The sequence below is a fragment of the Massilia sp. BAP21 genome, assembly GCF_057801335.1.
The window spans coordinates 3,448,118-3,466,092 of record NZ_CM173596.1 but is presented as its reverse complement, the minus strand read 5'-3'; the positions used below and the strand labels follow the sequence as shown (position 1 = coordinate 3,466,092).

14 protein-coding genes are annotated in these 17,975 nt (G+C 64.8%); 8 read left to right on the top strand and 6 right to left on the bottom strand.

The window, feature by feature from the left end; genetic code table 11:
- Nucleotides 1-65 precede the first annotated feature (65 nt).
- Entirely contained in the window at nucleotides 66-692 is a 627-nt protein-coding gene (locus ACWYRN_RS15300; protein WP_488688461.1) for a LysE family translocator, read from the top strand.
- Here the strand turns inward: ACWYRN_RS15300 and ACWYRN_RS15295 are convergent.
- Both ACWYRN_RS15295 and ACWYRN_RS15290 read right to left on the bottom strand, forming a co-directional pair.
- Nucleotides 670-1,314, bottom strand: coding sequence for a PEP-CTERM sorting domain-containing protein (locus ACWYRN_RS15295; RefSeq protein WP_488688460.1), 645 nt, complete (start codon nucleotides 1,312-1,314; stop codon nucleotides 670-672). The genes ACWYRN_RS15300 and ACWYRN_RS15295 overlap by 23 nt on opposite strands.
- 165 nt (nucleotides 1,315-1,479) lie before the next feature.
- Complete coding sequence (locus ACWYRN_RS15290; RefSeq protein ID WP_488688459.1) at nucleotides 1,480-5,604, bottom strand: CheR family methyltransferase; 4,125 nt, start codon at nucleotides 5,602-5,604, stop codon at nucleotides 1,480-1,482.
- A gap of 251 nt (nucleotides 5,605-5,855) precedes the next feature.
- Between ACWYRN_RS15290 and ACWYRN_RS15285 the strand changes: the two genes are divergently transcribed.
- Both ACWYRN_RS15285 and ACWYRN_RS15280 read left to right on the top strand, forming a co-directional pair.
- The gene (locus ACWYRN_RS15285) at nucleotides 5,856-7,619 is read left to right on the top strand and encodes a histidine kinase famiy protein (protein ID WP_488688458.1); all 1,764 of its coding nucleotides are present in this window, start codon (nucleotides 5,856-5,858) and stop codon (nucleotides 7,617-7,619) included.
- Nucleotides 7,620-7,622: 3 nt separating this feature from the next.
- A complete protein-coding gene (locus ACWYRN_RS15280; RefSeq protein ID WP_488688457.1) occupies nucleotides 7,623-8,003 on the top strand; it encodes a response regulator in 381 nt (126 codons plus the stop codon).
- A 21-nt stretch (nucleotides 8,004-8,024) separates the two neighbouring features.
- Here the strand turns inward: ACWYRN_RS15280 and ACWYRN_RS15275 are convergent, their stop codons facing one another.
- Entirely contained in the window at nucleotides 8,025-8,375 is a 351-nt protein-coding gene (locus tag ACWYRN_RS15275) for a hypothetical protein (RefSeq protein ID WP_488688456.1), read from the bottom strand.
- Between the two features lie 163 nt (nucleotides 8,376-8,538).
- Between ACWYRN_RS15275 and mutS the strand changes: the two genes are divergently transcribed.
- Nucleotides 8,539-11,202, top strand: coding sequence for a DNA mismatch repair protein MutS (mutS, locus tag ACWYRN_RS15270; RefSeq protein ID WP_488688455.1), 2,664 nt, complete (start codon nucleotides 8,539-8,541; stop codon nucleotides 11,200-11,202).
- Entirely contained in the window at nucleotides 11,202-12,155 is a 954-nt protein-coding gene (locus ACWYRN_RS15265; RefSeq protein ID WP_488688454.1) for a hypothetical protein, read from the top strand. Before mutS ends, ACWYRN_RS15265 begins: the two co-directional genes overlap by 1 nt.
- A 318-nt stretch (nucleotides 12,156-12,473) precedes the next feature.
- Here ACWYRN_RS15265 and ACWYRN_RS15260 read toward each other — a convergent pair whose 3' ends face one another.
- A complete protein-coding gene (locus tag ACWYRN_RS15260) occupies nucleotides 12,474-13,022 on the bottom strand; it encodes an FKBP-type peptidyl-prolyl cis-trans isomerase (protein ID WP_229438872.1) in 549 nt (182 codons plus the stop codon).
- Nucleotides 13,023-13,100: 78 nt separating this feature from the next.
- On the opposite strand from ACWYRN_RS15260, the gene ACWYRN_RS15255 reads away from it, so the two are divergent.
- From ACWYRN_RS15255 to ACWYRN_RS15245, 3 genes are all read left to right on the top strand, one after another.
- Nucleotides 13,101-14,222, top strand: a complete 1,122-nt coding sequence (locus tag ACWYRN_RS15255; protein WP_229438871.1) for a ribosomal protein uL16 3-hydroxylase — start codon at nucleotides 13,101-13,103, stop codon at nucleotides 14,220-14,222.
- A gap of 18 nt (nucleotides 14,223-14,240) precedes the next feature.
- On the top strand, nucleotides 14,241-14,720 hold the full coding sequence (locus ACWYRN_RS15250) for a DUF7931 domain-containing protein (RefSeq protein WP_488688453.1): 480 nt from the start codon (nucleotides 14,241-14,243) through the stop codon (nucleotides 14,718-14,720).
- Nucleotides 14,721-15,000: 280 nt separating this feature from the next.
- Nucleotides 15,001-15,282, top strand: coding sequence for a hypothetical protein (locus tag ACWYRN_RS15245; RefSeq protein WP_488688452.1), 282 nt, complete (start codon nucleotides 15,001-15,003; stop codon nucleotides 15,280-15,282).
- A gap of 180 nt (nucleotides 15,283-15,462) precedes the next feature.
- Here the strand turns inward: ACWYRN_RS15245 and ACWYRN_RS15240 are convergent, their stop codons facing one another.
- The gene (locus tag ACWYRN_RS15240) at nucleotides 15,463-16,443 is read right to left on the bottom strand and encodes an IS110 family RNA-guided transposase (RefSeq protein ID WP_488688451.1); all 981 of its coding nucleotides are present in this window, start codon (nucleotides 16,441-16,443) and stop codon (nucleotides 15,463-15,465) included.
- Nucleotides 16,444-16,756: 313 nt separating this feature from the next.
- Nucleotides 16,757-17,935 (bottom strand): NlpB/DapX family lipoprotein, encoded by a 1,179-nt coding sequence (gene bamC, locus ACWYRN_RS15235; RefSeq protein WP_488688450.1) that lies wholly within the window; start codon nucleotides 17,933-17,935, stop codon nucleotides 16,757-16,759.
- Between the last annotated feature and the right edge of the window lie 40 nt (nucleotides 17,936-17,975).

The following is a 17,975-nucleotide window of genomic DNA, read 5'->3' as shown; positions in this document are numbered from 1 at the left end:
GCGTGGACGGGGAACCCGTCCACCCTACGCCACCCAGCATCATCCCCGGTCATCCAAAACACACCATGCTCGCACCCGAACAATTCCTGGGCTTCCTGCTCGCCGCCATCCTGCTCACCGCCTCCCCCGGCCCCGACAACCTGATGGTCCTGGGCCTGGGCATGTCCAAGGGACGCAAGCAGGGCATGGTATTCGGTCTCGGTTGCGCGCTCGGCTGCCTGAGCCACACCCTGCTGGCCGTGCTCGGCGTGAGCGCCCTGATTGCCGCCTCGCCGGTCGCCTTTACCGCCCTGCGCATCGGCGGCGGCCTGTACCTGGTCTGGCTCGGCTACAACGCCCTGCGCAGCCAGGGCGGCTCGAAAGCCAGCGACGGCAACGCCGCCCCGCAATCGCTGCGCAGCCTGTTCACCAAGGGCCTGGTGGCCAACGCCATCAACCCGAAGGTCGTGCTGTTCTTCCTCTCGCTACTGCCGCAGTTCGTCATTCCCGCCAACGGCAACGTGCCCGGCCAGATGCTGGCCCTGGGCGTGACCTTCACCGTGCAGGCGGCGATCCTGTTCGGCCTGCTCGGCTACTTCGCCGGGGCGATTGGCGCCTGGCTGAACCGCAAGCCCGGCGCCGGCAAATGGCTGGACCGGATCGCCGGCACCGTCTTCGTCGCGCTCGGCATCAAGCTGATCGTCGCGCGCTGAAGCGCCGCAGCTCCAGCAGGCCCAGCCCCAGCCCAAGCAAGGCGAGGGACGCCGGTTCCGGCACCGGCGCCGGCGGATCGGTTTCCACATCCAGCCGCGCCGCGAAGAATTCGAGCGGGTCGCCCGGGAAGAAATCCTGGAACTGCAGCGTCCAGCGCCCGTACACATCCATGCCGTCAAAGGCGGACAACGACCCGGCCGGGCGGAAGCTGCCCGATGCCAGCTGCGGCCCGGCGGCATCCGGCGCCTCGTCGTCGAAATGCAGGCGCACGCGCCCGGCGCCGGCATTCCCGCGCGCATAGGTGTCGTAGGCGCGCACCAGGTCGACCGTGGTGCCGTCGGGCGCCACCAGCGCAATCGAAAACTCGTCTTCATACGGGATGCCGAAGCCGCGGCAGGCGCCGCCGCTCGCGCCGATCGGCGGATCGTCGCACTTGGCCAGGTCGAAGATCAGGTTCAGGTCGAGGATGGAACCGTGGTAAGTCACGTTGAGGCTGCGCGTGCCCTCGCTGCCGTCGAACAGGCCGTAGCGGGTATTGCTGGCAACAACGGTGGCGCCGGCGCTGCCGCTCACCAGGCAGGCAAGGAACAAAGCGGTAAGGCGGTGCGGGAACATGCTCATGGCTCTCCTTTCAGTTGACCAGGAAAGAAAAGCAAGTTCTACGCCCGTGACGGAAGCTTCCGCTAAATCAATGCCTTACGGAGAGATTGTCAAATCCCTCTGCGAGGGATGTAAAACTTGGCGACATCCGGCGGCCATTGAGCGCCCGGATGCACCCACGCCACTTCAGCGTTTCGCCGCCCCGCCGCGCGGCAGCAGGTTGTGCACGATCGCGCTCAGGCGCTCGACCGAGACCGGCTTGCCCAGGTGCGCCGAGTAGCCCGCCGCACGCGCATTCGCGATATCGCTGTCGCGCCGCATCCCGCTGATGGCAATTGCCGGCAACCTGGCCAGCGCCGGATTGGCGCGGATGCGGCGCAGGAATTCGTAGCCGTCGATCTCGGGCATCGACACGTCCGAGATCAGCAGATCGATCTGCTCGCGCTCCAGGATTTCCAGCCCTTTGCGCGCGCTGGTGGCCTCGAACACGGTCGCGCCGCCCGTCTCCAGCAGCGACTTGAAGATCAGCAGCATCTCTTCCATGTCGTCGACCACCAGGATGCGCAGGCCGGCCATGCTGTCTTCGCCCTCGCCGCCGCCGCCCGACAGCGGCGCGGCGTGGCTGTCGAGCAGCGGCAGCCAGACGCTGAAGCGCGCGCCCTTGCCGGCGCCCTCCGAGAAGGCCTCGACCCGGCCGCCGTGCAGGGCGACGATCTCGCGCACCAGCGCCAGCCCGATGCCCAGGCCGCCCTTGGTGCGCGTGGTCACCGAGACGCTCTGGCCGTACATGTCGAATACGTGCGGCAGGAAGGATGGCGCGATGCCCTGGCCGCTGTCGATGACGTCGATGCGCAGCAGGCCGTCGTCGCGCTCGACCTGCACCGCGACGCGCCCGCCCCTGGGCGTGAACTTCAGCGCATTGCTCAGCAGGTTCATCAGCACCTGCTCGATGCGCACGGCGTCGGCCATCACGTACAGGCCGTCGGCGCTGCCGGACAGCTCGATGGCGATGTCCTGCGACGCCGGATCGGCGCGCATCACCTCGACGATGCCGCGCACCACGAGGTCGGGCAGCACCGGCGCCATCGTCAGCGACAGCTTGCCGGTGCGCACGCGCGACATGTCCATCAAATCGTCGATGATCTTCGCCTGGCTCATCACCGAATTGCGGATGATGGTGGCGGCGCGCAGGAAGGCCGGCGACTGGCGGATTTCCGGCATGCGCGCCAGCAGCTCGACGTTAATATTGATCATGTTCAGCGGGTGGCGGAGCTCGTGCGCCATCACCGCGAGGAACTCGTCCTTCAGCGCCACCGCGTTCTCGGCGTCGGAGCGCACCGCCTGCTCCTGGCGCTCGCGCGCGGTAACGTCGCGCGCGATCTTCGCGTAGCCTTCCATGTCGCCGTTGCGCAGCGGGGTCGTCACGCCGCTGCAGAAGAAGCGGCTGCCGTCCTTGCGCAGGTGCCAGCGCTCGTCCTCGGCGCGGCCGTCCTCGCGCGCACGGCGCAGTTCGTCGGCCGGCACGCCGGCGGCGCGGTCTTCCGGCACGAACAGCGGGTCGAGCGGCTGGCCCAGCATCTCCTGCTCGCTGTAGCCGAACAGCGCCTCGGCGCCCTTGTTCCAGCTGGTCGCGCGGCCCTCTTCGTCCATCGTGATGATGGCGTAGTCGTTGGCGCTCTCGGCCACCATGCGCATGCGCGCCTCGATCGCACGCGCCTGCTCCTCGGCCTGGCGGCGCGCCGTGATGTCGAAGAAGGTCATCACCGCGCCTTCGATGCGGTCTTCGTTGGTGCGGTAAGGCAGCAGGCGCACGATGTAGTAGCGGCCGTCGTTGCTGCGCACCTCGCGCTCGACCAGGCGCAGCGTGTCGAAGGTGGCGCTGACGTCCTCGGCCAGCGCGTCGTAGTCGAGCTTGTGGGTCAGGTCGAGCAGCGAACGGCCGATGTCGGAGGCGATGATCGAGAACAAATCGGCCGCACGCGGGGTAAAACGCTTGATGCGCAGGCTGCTGTCGACAAAGATGGTGGCGATGTCGGTGGAGGCGATCAGGTTGTTCAGGTCGTCGTTGGCCTTGCCGGTTTCCTCGACCTTCACCTTCAGCTCGTAGTTGACGGTGACGAGTTCCTCGTTCACCGACTGCAGCTCTTCCTTGCTGGTTTCGAGCTCCTCGGTGGCCGAGCGCAGTTCTTCGTTGATGGCCTGCAGTTCCTCGTTCGAAGCGCGCAGTTCCTCGGTCGAGACCTCGGCATTCTCGATGGTTTCCTGCAGCTGCTCGCGCTTGCGTTGCAGCTCGGCCTCGAGCTGGCCCAAAAGCACGTCGTGGCTGCCGTTCGGGCGCGCCGGCAAGGCCCGTTCGGGCAGGTGCTCGACGCGGTTGAAGACCACCAGCAGGAAGTCGGTCTCGGCGTCCTCGTCGCGGAAAGGCCGCACCGACATCGCAATGGTGCCCAGCTCCTTCTGCTCGTGCAGCTCGATCGGGCGGCATTCGATGCTGGCCTGGCTTTGCGTGGCCTGGTACATGGCCGAGCGCAGTTCCAGGCGCAGTTCGGGCAGCACCAGCGTCAGCAGGTTGCGCGAGGGCTCGCCGCCGACCATGCGCAGGAAGCGGCCCGCGCCTTCCGACATGTGCACGATGTTGCCTTCGCCGTCGATCACGGCCGACGGCGGCGCGTATTGGGCCAGGGCGCGCTGGTGCAGTTCGGCATACGAGAACTGGCGCTTGCCGGGCGGCTTGACCCGGCTCACTTCCGGCAGGCGGGCACCGAACACGGCCGAGGTCGGGCTCTGGTACTGCAGCGGACGGCTGCCGCCGCGCGCGCGGTAGATGCGGTTCTTCTTGTCGACCGGAATGAAATAATCAGACACCGATTCGGCCGACTCCGAGCTGCCCAGGAAGAGATAGCCGCCCGGTTTCAGCGCGAAGTGGAAGGTCTGCAGCACGCGTACCTGGACGTCGCGGTTCAGGTAGATCAGCAGGTTGCGGCAGGAAATCATGTCCAGCCGCGAGAACGGCGGGTCGCGCAGCAGATTGTGCGAGGCGAACAGGATGTGGTCGCGCAGGGTCTTGCGGATGCGGTAGCGGTCGTCTTCCTTGCTGAAGTACTGGCGCAGGCGGGTCGGGGCGACGTCGGTGATGATCGAGGCCGGGTAATTGCCCGAGCGCGCGGCATCGATCGCGCCGTCGTCGATGTCCGACGCGAACACCTGGAAGGCCGGCGGATGCTCCATCAGCTCGGCCTGGTCGGCCATCAGCATGGCGAGCGAATACGCTTCCTCGCCAGTGGCGCAGGCGGCCACCCAGGCGCGCACCTCGTCGGTCGGGCCCTTGTCCTTGAACAGTTCGGGAATGATCTCGCGCTCGACCGATTCGAAGGCTTCGCGGTCGCGGAAGAAGTTCGTCACGCCGATCAGCATGTCGTCGAGCAGCAGCTTGTGTTCCCCGGGGTCGGCTTCGAGCAAATCGCGGTATTCGGGCAGGGTCTGCACCGCGCGCACCTGCAGGCGCCGTTCGATGCGGCGCAGCACGGTGGCGCGCTTGTAGTGGCGGAAGTCGTGCCCGGTATGGCTCAGCAGGGCGCCGATGATGTCCTGCAGCGCATCCTCGGCGCTGGCGGTGGCGTCGCCCTGCGTGACGTGGGCCACAGGCTCCTCGCCGTCGCCAGGCGGCGGCATCTGGATCGTGCGCGCGTTGTTCCACAGCTCGATCAGCTTTTGCGGGATTTCGATCGCGGGCAGGACGAAGTCGACCGCGCCGGTGCTGATCGCCGCCGTCGGCATGCCGTCGTGCTCGGCATCGGCCGGCGCCTGCACCAGCGTCACCCCGCCCTGCTCCTTCACCCGCGTCAGCCCCACCGCCCCGTCGGCGCCGGTGCCCGACAGCACGATTGCCACCGCGCGCTCGCGATGCACCTCGGCCAGGGTGCGGAAGAACATGTCGATGGCGACGTGCTTGCCGCGCGGGCGCTCGAGCGGATCGACCAGCAGCAGCCCGTCCACCATCGACATGTGCTGGTTCGGCGCGATCACGTACACATGGCCGGGTTCGATCTGCACCTTCGACGTCACCTGCAGCACCGGCATGCGGGTGGCGCGCTGCAGGATCGCCGCGGCCGAACTCGGATGCTTGGGCGACAAATGCAGGATGACGACGAAGGCCATCTCGTGCACCGCCGGCATGTTCTCGAACAGGCGCACCAGCGCCGGCAGGCCGCCGGCCGAAGCGCCGATGCCGACGACCGGGAAGTCGACGCTGCTCGGCACGATGCCGGGTTCGGTGGGAGGGGTGCTGGGTGCGTTTCCGGGATCGTACATACTGTGTGCGCTTGAAAGTGCATCTGAATTGATAAGCGCGAGTCTAGACGATCCAGCACGGTGTTGGACCAGATTGTGAAAAAAATAGTCTTTTTTATACGCTTCCGAGAACATTCCTGTTCGCTTTTTCACTTATTCAGTTGTTCTCCGCGTATAGGCAAGCCGACGGCTTACCATCTTTGCATATTGTTATAATCCCACGGGGTCGAAGCGCCTGGCCTTGCATCCACCAGACCATGGAGAAGTCCAGCATGACAACCGGCAGCTCGAAAGACGAACGCGAGAACCTTCCGCACGAACAGGAAGGCGGCGGCCAGAGCCAGGGCGTGCCCGCGCTTGGCAAGCTGGAGGGCAACAGCTACCACCCGATCGGCGAAGTCGCCGTGCGCCACTGGCAGGCCAGCCAGATCTCGCGCCCCGGCCTGGACGACCGCGGCAACGTCTTCTTCGCCGCCATCGAGATGACGCGCATGCCGATGGTCCTCACCGACCCGAACCAGCCCGACAATCCGATCGTGTTCGTGAACGGCGCCTTCCTCGACCTGACCATGTACCGCGAGGAAGAAGTCCTGGGCCGCAACTGCCGCCTGCTGCAGGGCGAACAGACCGACCCCGCCACCGTGGCCGAGCTGCGTGCGGCAGTGGCGGAACAGCGCGCGGTGGCGGTCGACATCCTCAATTACAAGGCGGACGGCCGCCCGTTCTGGAACGGCCTGTTCGCAGGCCCGGTGTTCGACCAGGACGGCAAGCTGCTGTACTGGTTCGCCTCGCAGATGGACATCACGCGCCGCCGCGTCTCCGAGCAGTCGTATTTGCAGGCGCAGAAGATGGAAGCCATCGGCCAGCTCACCGCCGGCCTGGCACACGACTTCAACAACCTGCTGCAGGTGGTTGCCGGCAACCTGGAAGTGGCCACCACCACGGTGCACGACCCGGAAGCCACGCTGCAATCGATCGAACGGGCCCAACTGGCGAGCGAAAAGGCCAGCAAGCTGACCCAGCAACTGCTGACCTTCGCCCGCAAGCAGCGCCTGGAGCCGAAGCGCCTGAACCTGAATTCGCTGGTGGTCGAGTTCAGCGACATGCTGGTGCGCACCCTCGGCGAGAATGTCGACCTGCACCTCGACCTGAAGCCCGGCCTGCCCTCCTGCACGCTCGACGCCACCCACATGGAAATGGCCCTTCTGAATGTGCTGATCAATGCGCGCGACGCCATGCCGGACGGCGGCCGGGTCACCGTCGCCACCTCGACCATGGTCGACAGCGAACGCCTGGAGCGCCACGGCCTGGCGCCGGGCACCTATGTCGTGATCTGCGTGATCGACCAGGGCCAGGGCATGCCGCCCGAAGTGGCCCAGCGCGCCACCGAACCCTTCTTTACCACAAAGGGTCCGGGCACCGGCCTCGGGCTGGCGATGGTGCACGGCTTCGTCCAGCAATCGCACGGCCGCCTGGAGATCGACAGCGTGCCGGGCGAAGGCACGACCATCCGCATGATCTTCCCGCTGGCCCAGCAGTCGGGCCTGGAAGTCCTGGCCGACCGCCTGGGCGGCAAGGGCAGGAGCACGCAGACGAGCTGGACCCCGGCCGCCATCCTCGGACGCCGCACCATCCTGGTGGTGGACGACAGCCACGACGTGCGCGAGCTGGCCGAAAACCACCTGCGCGAACTCGGCTACCGGGTGCTGGCGGCCCAGAGCGGCGAGGAAGCAATGGAACTGATCGAGCGCTATGGCGACATCGACCTGCTGTTCAGCGATATCATCATGCCGGGCGGGATGAACGGCGTGCGCCTGGCCGAACTCGTACGCAAGCGCCAGCCCGACGTGCCCGTACTCCTCGCCACCGGCTACATGAACGAACTGCCGGTCTCGGCCCGCCCCGGCGCCACCTACACGACCATGGCCAAGCCCTACCGCCTGGCCGACCTGGCCGAGCGCGTGCGCCTGGCACTCGACAGCAAAGCGGGCAAGGGTTCCAGGGACTCCGCGGCGGGCTTCCAGCACGAAGGATGACTTTTGAAACGGATTCTATTGGCCGAGGACGATCCGGCCGTCAGCTACATCCTGACGCGTTATCTCGATAAGGCAGGCTTTGCCGTGCGCGCGGCACCGGACGGACGCGCCGCCCTGGCGCTGTTCGACGCGGAGCCGGCCGACCTGCTGGTCACCGATTTCCGCATGCCGGGCATGAATGGCGAAGAATTGATTTTGGCCCTGCGCGCGCGGCAGCCGGCCTTGCCGGCCTTGATCGTGTCGGCCTACGGCAACGAACTGAGCGTGCAGATTCCTGGCGTGCCGGTATTGAACAAGCCGGTGGCGGCCGATGAACTGGTGGCGCTGGTGCGCGATCTGCTGCTCGACGCCGAGACCATGGCGATGAACAAACCGGCGGACTGAGCCGGCGTTAGCGAGTGCCCACTAGCGGGCGTCGATGGCGCTACCCAGCTCGGTCAGGCTGAAGGGCTTGTGCAGCAGGCAGTCGATCGGCAGTGCCGTCGTATTCAGTTCCAGCGGCCAGGCCGTGGTAACCACGATCTTGGCGTCGGGCTGGACCGAGCGGATCAGCCAGGGCAGCGAGACTTCGGTGTGCTTCAGCACGCGGTTGGTGATCACGATGTCGTAGCGCTTGCGCGACAGTTCGGTCAGCGCACCATCGGTGGTGTCGCATACGCGCGTGCGGTAACCGAGCATCTCGGCCATGCTGCACACGGTTTCGGCGACGTCTTCGTCGCGTTCCAGGATCAATATATTTTTTTCGTGCGCGTCCATCGCATTCCCTTTCTTGAGCGAATCATAGCGGGGCGGAAATTTTTTTCCGTGCGCTGGACAACATAGTCAATACAGGAGAGGCATGCTTTGGCTCCTGCTCAACTGAAGCGGTTAAAATGGCGGTCCTGGCATCCCCTGCCCCGCCGTACCGAACACAACCAACATGACCACCGTTCCATCCGAAATCAACGCCGCCGCCGTCAAGAACAGCGCCACGGAAAAAGTCACGCCCATGATGCAGCAATACCTGCGCATCAAGAACGACTACCCCACCATGCTGGTCTTCTACCGCATGGGCGACTTCTACGAACTCTTCTTCGACGACGCCGAAAAGGCCGCGCGCATCCTCGGCATCACGCTGACCGCGCGCGGCTCGATGGGCGGCAATCCGATCAAGATGGCGGGCGTGCCCTTCCACTCGCTCGATCCCTACCTGGCCAAACTGGTCAAGCTGGGCGAATCCTGCGCCATCTGCGAGCAGATCGGCGACCCGGCGCTCAGTAAGGGGCCGGTCGAGCGCAAGGTCGTGCGCGTGGTCACGCCCGGCACCCTCACCGATTCCGACCTGCTGCCCGAAAAGGCCGAGCGCCCGCTGCTGGCCCTGTATTCGGTCACGAACCGCAAGCAGGTCACCACCGGCCTGGCCTGGATGTCGCTGGCCAGCGGCGCGCTGCGCCTGATGGAGTTCAGCGGCGACGCCCGCGCCAACGAGATCCGCCTGGCCCAGGAACTGGAACGCATCGCCCCGGCCGAGATCCTGCGCGCCGACGACGGCGATCTGTTCGAGGACAGCCCGGTCACCCACACCCAGCGCGTGCCCGAATGGCACTTCGACGTGGTCAAGGGCCACAAGGCGCTGGTCGACCAATTGGCCGTGTCGACCCTCACCGGCTTCGGCGCCGATGGCCTGGGCGCGGCGTTCGGTGCGGCCGGCGCGCTGCTGCGCTACGCCCACTCGACCCAGGGCCGCGGCCTGCAGCACGTGAACAGCCTCACGGTGGAGTCCGAAAACGAATTCATCGGCCTGGACGCCGCCACGCGCCGCAACCTGGAACTGACCGAAACCATCCGCGGCCAGGAATCGCCGACCCTGTTCTCGCTGCTCGACGGCTGCCGCACCGCGATGGGTTCGCGCCTGCTGCGCCACTGGCTGCACCATGCGCGCCGCGACCAGTCGGTGGCCCGTTCGCGCCACGAAGCGATCGAGGCGCTGGCCCAGGGCGATGCCGCCGATGGCTTGTCGAGCATCCTGGCCCAGGTGCCGGACATCGAGCGCATCACCACGCGCATCGCCCTGCTGTCGGCGCGCCCGCGCGACCTGGCCAGCCTGCGCGACGGCCTTAAAACATTGCCGGCCCTGCGCCAGGGCGTGGCGCGCTGCTTTATCCCGGGCGACTCCTGCCTGCTGCGCGAGATCCACGATGCCTTGCTGCCGCCGGCCGACTGCCTGGATTTGCTGACCCGCGCCGTGATGGAAGAACCGGCTGCGATGGTGCGCGACGGCGGCGTGTTCGCGCGCGGCTACGACGCCGACCTGGACGAACTGCGCGCGCTGTCGGAAAACGCCGGCCAGTTCCTGGTCGACCTCGAGACGCGCGAGCGCGCCCGTACCGGTATTGCCAACCTGCGCGTGGAATACAACCGCGTGCACGGCTTCTACATCGAGGTCACCAACGGCCAGGCCGACAAGGTGCCGGACGACTACCGCCGCCGCCAGACCCTGAAGAACTGCGAGCGCTACATCACGCCGGAACTGAAGGCCTTCGAGGACAAGGCGCTGTCGGCCCAGGACCGGGCGCTGGCCCGCGAAAAGCAGCTCTACGACGAGCTGCTGGCCTGCCTGGCGCCGCACATCGGCCAGTTGCAGACGGTGGCGCAAGGCCTGGCCCAGATCGATACCCTGGTGGCACTGACCAGGCACGCGCTGGTGAATAACTGGTGCGCGCCGCAGCTGGTCGATGCGCCCTGCCTGACGATCCACGAAGGCCGGCATCCGGTGGTGGAAAAGCAGATCGAGCGCTTCATCGCCAACGACTGCAAGCTGTCGAACGACCGGCGCCTGCTCCTGATCACCGGCCCGAACATGGGCGGTAAATCGACATTCATGCGCCAGACCGCGCTGATCGTGCTGCTGGCCTACATCGGCAGCTATGTGCCGGCGACGAGCGCCACCATCGGCCCGATCGACCGCATCTTCACGCGTATCGGCGCCAACGACGACCTGGCCGGTGGCCGCTCGACCTTCATGGTCGAGATGACCGAGTCGGCGGCGATCCTGAACGGCGCCACCGAGCATTCGCTCGTGCTGATGGACGAAGTCGGGCGCGGCACCTCTACTTTTGATGGCCTGGCACTGGCCTGGGCGATCGCGCGCCACCTGATCGACATCAGCCGCAGCTTCACCCTGTTCGCGACCCATTACTTCGAACTGACCCAGCTGCCCGAGACCCACGCCAGCGCCGCCAACGTGCACCTGTCGGCGGTCGAGCACAAGGACAGCATCGTGTTCCTGCACGCGGTACAGGAAGGCCCGGCCTCGCAGAGCTATGGCTTGCAGGTGGCCCAGCTGGCCGGCGTGCCGCCGGCCGTGATCAAGGCCGCGCGCAAGCACCTGGCGCGCCTGGAATCGCAGGCGCTCGACGCCACGCCGCAGCGCGACCTGTTTGCCCAGGTGTGCGAGGAGCCGGCCGAGGAAGAGGCGGCGCCCGCGCCGGCCGCAGCCGCATCGGACGAACTGCTGGACGCCCTGGCCGGCATCGATCCGGACGCGCTGACCCCGCGCGAAGCGCTGGCCCGCTTGTACGAACTGAAGCGCCTGGCCGCCTGATGCGCTGCCCGCCCGCCTTTGCCCTGCTGGCAGCCGCCCTGTGCGCGGCGCTCTGCCTGCCGGCCGTGGCGGGCGCAAAGGACGATGCGCGCGACGTCCATGCGCACCACTTCGGCGTCATCGGCCACAGCTTTGACGGCAAGAGCGACAAGCGTTTCAGGCAGGCGCTGGACGATACCTCCGACAAGTCGAATGCCTTCGTGGTCCTCACCGGCATCAAGCATGCGAGCGAGCCTTGCGGCGACCGCGTGTACGAGGCGCGGCGCGACCTGGTCGCGCGCGTCAAGCGCCCGGTGATCGTGCTGCCGGCCGGCAGCGACTGGACCGCCTGCCGCAATTCGGCCGGGCGCACGAATGCGGTCGAACGCCTGAACCGGCTGCGCGAGCTGTTCCATGGCGAGCCGGCCTCGCTCGGCGTGAAGAAGCTGCCGCTCACGCGGCTGTCGATGAGCCCGCGTTTTCGCGCGTATGCCGAGAATGCCCATTGGACCGTGGGCAAGGTGCTGTATGCGAGCGTGAACCTGCCGGCGAATAACAACCATTACCTGGCGGCGGCGGGCAGGAACAGCGAGTACGAGGACCGGCAGGTGGCCACGCGCTTCTGGCTGAACCGCCTGTTCACGCTGGCGCGCGGCGACAAGCTCGATGCGATTGTGCTGTTCTCGGAAGGGGACTTGAAGCCGCTGACCGACCCGGTGGCGCCCAGCCTGCTGCGGCGTGGTTCGCCTCTCTTCGATGGCTTTGCGGCGACGCGCAAGCAGGTGCTGGCGCTGGCCAGGAAATTCGACGGCAAGGTGCTGCTGGTCGACAGTGCGGCGCTGGGCAAGGGCAAGCAGCCGGAGATCGAATGGCGTGGGAACCTGGGGCACCTGTCGGTGGATGACCAGGCGGTTGAAGTCGAAGTGAAGCCGGGGGCTAAGGCCTTGTTTGTCGTGAAGGATGCGGCGGATTAGCGTTAGGGGATGATCACCGGGATACGGTGGTGGTGTTCGTTGGCAGCGTGAGCGAGATGGCGCCAACGATGCGGCGCGTTCCGCGTGGGCACGGGGTGCCCACCGTACGGTTTCAGGCGCAGATCATTGCGAACGCCGGCAGCACTTGAACCTTGACCGTACGGTGGGCACTCCGTGCCCACGCGAACGTGCGCGCCGTGTTGGCCGTATTCGGAGCGCCACCATCATCTCGTCGAAACGCCTGACCGGGCCGACCTGCGGCGCCAACAAAAAACGGGACACATGGTCCCGTTTCTCGTTGATGAGGCAATTGCCCGATCAGTGCAGCGGCTGGCTGCGGAAGTGATCGCCCTCTTCGCCTTCGTCGTCGCCTTCGTCTTCACCGTGGTGATGACCATGGGCGCCGTGCACGTGGCCGTGGGCGATTTCTTCGTCGGTGGCGGCGCGCACGTCGATGACCGACAGCTCGAAGCGCAGGGCCATGCCGGCCAGCGGGTGGTTACCGTCGAGCACGACCTTGTCGTCGGCGATTTCGGTGACGGTGAAGATGACCGGCTCGTCGTCCGGCGCGCCGTCGGCCATGCCTTCGAACTGCATGCCCACTTCGAGCGGCTCCGGCAGGCGCGAACGCTCTTCGACCTTCACCAGCTCGGCGTCGTAGTCGCCAAAGGCGTCTTCCGGCTCGATCTGCAGGGTCGAATTGAAGCCGGCTTCCTTGCCGTCCAGGTGTTCCTCGATTTTCGGCAGGGTGTTCTCGTAGCCGCCGTGGAGGTAGACCATCGGCTGGGCGCCTTCCTCGATGAGGTTGTTTTGCGCATCCGACAGTTTGTAGTTGACCGATACGACCGTATTCTTGGCAATCTTCATCGCACATCCTTTCGTTGTAAGGTGCGGATTATACCCCTGCCCCGCTGCTGCCTGTTGCCCGGCTGGTTATAATGACGCATGAATAAATTACCGCTCCTCGGGAACATCACTCCCGCCCAGTTCCTCAAGGAATACTGGCACAAGAAGCCGCTGCTGATCCGCGGCGCCATCCCCGGTTTCAAGCCCCTGCTCAAGTTCGAGCGCCTGGCCGACCTCGCCACCAAGAACTTCGTCGAATCGCGCCTCGTCACCCAGGTCGACGGCCAGTGGGACATGCAGCACGGCCCCCTGACTGAACTCCCCCCGCGCGACCAGAAGAACTGGACGATGCTGGTGCAGGGCGTGAACCTGTACGACGAAAAGGCCGACGATTTGCTGCGCCAGTTCCGCTTCCTGCCGGACGCGCGCCTCGACGACCTGATGATCAGCTACGCCACCGACGGCGCCGGCGTCGGTCCCCACTTCGATTCCTACGACGTGTTCCTGCTGCAAGCCCATGGCAAGCGCCGCTGGAAGATCAGCGCCCAGCAAGACCTGTCGCTGGTCGAAGGCCTGCCGCTGAAGATCCTGTCGAACTTTACTCCGGAAGAAGAATTCGTGCTCGAGCCGGGCGACATGCTGTACCTGCCGCCGCACTACGCCCACGACGGCATCGCCGAGGGCGAATGCATGACCTATTCGATCGGCTTCCGCTCGCCCTCGTTCCAGGAACTGGGCGAAGCCTTCCTGCAGTTCATGGCCGACTCGATCGATTTGCCGGGCCGCTATGCCGACCCGGGCCAGCAGGTTGCGAAAAACCCGGCCGAGATCCCGCGCGAGATGCTGGCCAGCATCACCGAAGAATTGAACAAGGTGCGCTGGGACGAGGAAGACGTGACCATCTTCTTCGGCGAGTACATGTCCGAGCCGAAGCACAATGTCTTCTTCACCGGCCCGGCCAAGCCGCTGGTGGTGGGGCGCTTCATGGAAGCGGCAGCGAAGAAGGGCCTGAAGCTCTCCAGCAAGACCCTGATGCTCTACCGCGGCAAGCATGTCTTCATCAACGGCGAATCGTTTGCCGTCAGCCGCAACGACAAGATCGTACTCGACGTCCTGGCCAACGAGCGCCGCCTCGACGGCGAAACCCTGGGCCACGCCTCGGACGACGTGCTGGAAGCGCTCTACACCTGGTACCAGGACGGCTGGATCGAACTGGGGTAATCACGAACGGGAGAAAGCATGGACGAGCCGCTGCTGCTGCGTTTCGATACCCGCCGCGACTGCGAGGCGCAGTGGCGGGCCGTGATGGCGCGCGCCGTGCGGCGGCTCGACATGTTCGATCCGGATTTCAGCGTCTTCCCGCTGGGTTCGAGCGAAGTCGATGCCCAGCTGCGCGCCTTTCTGCATGGCGGCGGCAGCCTGCGCCTGGCGCTGCATGACCCCGGCCACATCGAACGCCACGCGCCGCGTTTCCTGCGCCTGCTGCGCGACTACAGCCACCTGGCCGAATGCCGCCAGACGCCGCGCGCGCTGCGCCAGCTGACCGATTCTTTCTGCATTGCCGACGAGCTGCATGTGCTGCGCCGTTTCCACAGCGACTGGATGCGCGGCGAGGCTGCTTTCGACGCGCCCGGCGCCGTGGATGTGCCGGCTCATCGCTTCGCCGGCATCTGGGAAGAATCGCGCCAAACGCTCCTGCCGAGCGTCACTGGGCTGTAGCATTTAGGCAAGTATTTGAACTGCCGGGAAAGCTCTTGGAGGCTGTTGCATCTTGTAACAAAATGAAGCTTAACAAGTCACACAATACTTACATTTTGGCATGACTTTTCTATTGCGAATGAGTAAATTTGGCTATAATATCGGGTTAGGAAGGTTCCGTTGTATGTGTATCATTGTTGCAATATTTGCAAAGTACACGAGAATTCCAGCGAGCGATAATTACCGGTAATTATTCATCGTCAAAACAAGAAGCACTCCACTTTTAATTAAAAGGAAAATCATGAAAAAATCCCTGCTGATCGTCTCCCTGATGGCTGTTGCTCTGGCTGCTTGCTCGAAGAAAGAAGAAGCTCCAGCAACCCCAGCTGCTGTCGAAGCGCCTGCTGCTGACACCACCGCCACCACCACCACCACCGACACCGTTGCTCCAGCAACCACCGACGCTGCTGCTACCACCCCAGCCGCTGACGCTGCTGCTGCTGCCGCTACCGCTTCGGCTGCTGCTTCGGAAGCCGCTTCGACCGCTGCTGACGCTGCTGCTTCGGCTGCTGCTACCAAGTAATCAGATTTTTCTGGTTCGAAAGACCGGCCTGCGGGCCGGTTTTTTTTCGTCCAGACATTTGTGGCCGGAAGAAGTTATCGACATGGAGGCGCCGTACCGCGTGGGCACAAGTGCCCACCCTACGAAAGCCCCCATGCCGCCGGTAATTGCATGGTGATACTGTAGATACCGTCTTACCCGTCAAGCCCTACATGCAAATTTTGGGTCGTAGGGCTTGCCGGAGTGGATGACACCAAAACACAGGTGTGCCAGCTTGCGCATAGCGGCTCCAATTGCGGCCATCGCGGTTTTACCTTTGGCGAGCAGTCGCTCATTCAGCGCCTTAATATGCGGATTACAGCGTGTTGCCACGACGGCAGGCATGTACAGCACTTTGCGTAAGTAAGCAGGGCCGGCTTTCGACATATGCGGCCGGCCACGTACCGAAGATCCTGACTCCCATACAACTGGCACGAGCCCCAGATAGGCTGCCAGCTGCTCGGCGCTCTCAAACGTTCGACCAGCAAATAACGTCGTCATATGGGTCGAAACACGAGGACCGACACCAGGTATCGTTTCGAGTAGTTCTTTCTTGTTGCGCAGGTCCGGGTCGTCATTGATGTGCTTGGCAATCATCTTTTCCAACCGCTTCAGTTCGGCCTGCAGAAAAGCGATTGATTCTGCAATAGAGGCGCTTACAGCTTCTGGTACCGAGCTAAAGTCGTTTGCTTCCTTGCGATTGCGTTCGCGCTGTAGATCGTCGGCGACTGCATCACGGCGCGCCAGCAGGGCTTTGAGGTGACGTGCTGACGGCGATGGTGGCTGCCATGGTGCAGGATTTTGGGCCATGCCGAAGCGAGCCAGCACCGCACTGTCTTGCTTATCGGTCTTGTTCTTCACCCCCAGTCCTTGCGCGAAAGCGCGCAGCTGAGCTGGATTAACCAGCGATACGACCAGTCCAGCATCGGCCAGGGCCAATGCAGCGGCTTCGTGATACATCCCTGTCGGCTCCATCACCACGTGTGGATTGGACGCCTTCTTTTCGTTCAGCCAGTCAAGCAACTCCACAAAGCCAGCAGCTGTATTTGGAATATTACTCTTCGACTTGAGCTTGCCGGTCTCGCTATCGAGCAGCATGCAGTCAAGGTTTTTCTTGGCAACGTCTACACCTAGATAAAACATAAATTCTCCTTGCGTCCTCGATCAACACACCCACTCTCCTTGTGCATACAGGGTCATTGCCCTTGGCTACCGTCCAGTGTTTGGCATGGTGTGGGAACGAGGTGAAGGGCTTGATCTACCTTCCAAGGTCGAGCCTTAAGGGTGGGCCCAAGCTGGTCTTCACCTCTGCTGGCAGTAGCTAACCACCAACTCGGTCAAGATACAAGGGTGGGCACTTGTGCCCACGCGGGTCGTACCCACGCACGCCCTACCGTCACGATGCACCCATAAAAAAGCCGGCCACGTGGGCCGGCTTTCTCGACGCGGACAACGATTACTTCAGCTCGTCATTCAGCAGCGACAGGATCTTGCCCGCCGTTGCCGATGCATCCGGCTTGCCTTCGTTGTCCTGGACGGTCACCGCGCTGCTGTTGCCGCCTTCGTTGGCCTTGACCAGCACGCGGTAGCGCTGGGCTTCCTTGGCCTTGTCGTCGTTGCCGAAGCTGAACAGTTTCGAGAAGAAGCCATCCTTGCTGGACGCGTCCGGATCGACGTAGCGAACGAAGTAGATGCCCTGCACGCGGTCGCGGTCTTCGACGGTGAAGCCGACGCGGTCGAGCGCCAGGCCGACACGGCGCCAGGCGCGCTCGAAGCCCTCGTCGACTTCGACGGCGTTGCCCACCAGCTTGGCGCGCTGCGGCGCCGGGGCGGCGTTGTCGACCTTGGCCTGCGCGCTCTGCACCTGCTCGGGCGTAGTGGCGCCGGTCAGGCGTGCCACCAGGCGGCCCAGGAACTGCGCTTCCAGGGTCGGGTCGTTCGGGCGCACGGTCCAGACCGTGGTTTCCTTCTGGGCGCCGGTCAGCACCTCTTCGGCGCCGCGGTGGCTAATGTAGATCTCGGTCGAGCCGTCCGGCAGGCGTTCGAGGCGGGTGCGGAACTTGTCGCGCTCGCCGGTCGAGTAGGCGCGGTCGAAGACCTTACCGAGGGTGTTGCGCAGGAAGTCCTGCGGGATCTTCGAACGGTTCTCGACCCACTCGGTTTCCATCACGCCGGTCGCTTCCGACTCGGTTGCCACCGGCAGGCCGGCGTCGTTCCAGAACTCGCGCAGTTTCGGCCAGAGCTGCTCGGGCGTCTGCTTGACCACCAGCCAGCGCTGGTCGCCGGCGCGCTCGATGCGCACGGCGTCGGTCGAGACCGGGCCGATGGCGGCGGCGCCGGCGGGAACGCCCGCGGCTGGCGCTGCCTGGCTACCCGCGGCAGCCTGCATGCCCGACGCGGTGGCGACGCCGCTGCCATCCGGCACGGCGTAACGATTGTCTTTTTGAAGCTGGGTCAGGTCCGGCGGCACATCCAGCGGCGCTGCTTTTTTCGAAGCCTTGTAATCCACCTTGTCCGACTCGAACACGGTGGTGCACGCGGCCATGCTCAGCGCCAGTGCGGACAGCGCCAGTACGCGCGCTGCGGTTGGCGCGGAAACACGGGTCGCGAAGGTCTTTTTGTTGCGAGTAGTCATATCGTTACGATTTCAGATCTGTAAACCAACACCCTTGCGG

Excerpts from the sequence above, each read along its gene's own strand:
- ACWYRN_RS15250 (WP_488688453.1), top strand. The coding sequence starts at position 14,241 with ATGGACGAGCCGCTGCTGCTGCGTTTCGATACCCGCCGCGACTGCGAG.
- ACWYRN_RS15290 (WP_488688459.1), bottom strand. The coding sequence starts at position 5,604 with ATGTACGATCCCGGAAACGCACCCAGCACCCCTCCCACCGAACCCGGC.
- ACWYRN_RS15255 (WP_229438871.1), top strand. The coding sequence starts at position 13,101 with ATGAATAAATTACCGCTCCTCGGGAACATCACTCCCGCCCAGTTCCTC.
- ACWYRN_RS15300 (WP_488688461.1), top strand. The coding sequence starts at position 66 with ATGCTCGCACCCGAACAATTCCTGGGCTTCCTGCTCGCCGCCATCCTG.
- bamC (WP_488688450.1), bottom strand. The coding sequence starts at position 17,935 with ATGACTACTCGCAACAAAAAGACCTTCGCGACCCGTGTTTCCGCGCCA.
- mutS (WP_488688455.1), top strand. The coding sequence starts at position 8,539 with ATGACCACCGTTCCATCCGAAATCAACGCCGCCGCCGTCAAGAACAGC.
- ACWYRN_RS15285 (WP_488688458.1), top strand. The coding sequence starts at position 5,856 with ATGACAACCGGCAGCTCGAAAGACGAACGCGAGAACCTTCCGCACGAA.
- ACWYRN_RS15275 (WP_488688456.1), bottom strand. The coding sequence starts at position 8,375 with ATGGACGCGCACGAAAAAAATATATTGATCCTGGAACGCGACGAAGAC.
- ACWYRN_RS15260 (WP_229438872.1), bottom strand. The coding sequence starts at position 13,022 with ATGAAGATTGCCAAGAATACGGTCGTATCGGTCAACTACAAACTGTCG.
- ACWYRN_RS15245 (WP_488688452.1), top strand. The coding sequence starts at position 15,001 with ATGAAAAAATCCCTGCTGATCGTCTCCCTGATGGCTGTTGCTCTGGCT.
- ACWYRN_RS15240 (WP_488688451.1), bottom strand. The coding sequence starts at position 16,443 with ATGTTTTATCTAGGTGTAGACGTTGCCAAGAAAAACCTTGACTGCATG.
- ACWYRN_RS15295 (WP_488688460.1), bottom strand. The coding sequence starts at position 1,314 with ATGAGCATGTTCCCGCACCGCCTTACCGCTTTGTTCCTTGCCTGCCTG.
- ACWYRN_RS15265 (WP_488688454.1), top strand. The coding sequence starts at position 11,202 with ATGCGCTGCCCGCCCGCCTTTGCCCTGCTGGCAGCCGCCCTGTGCGCG.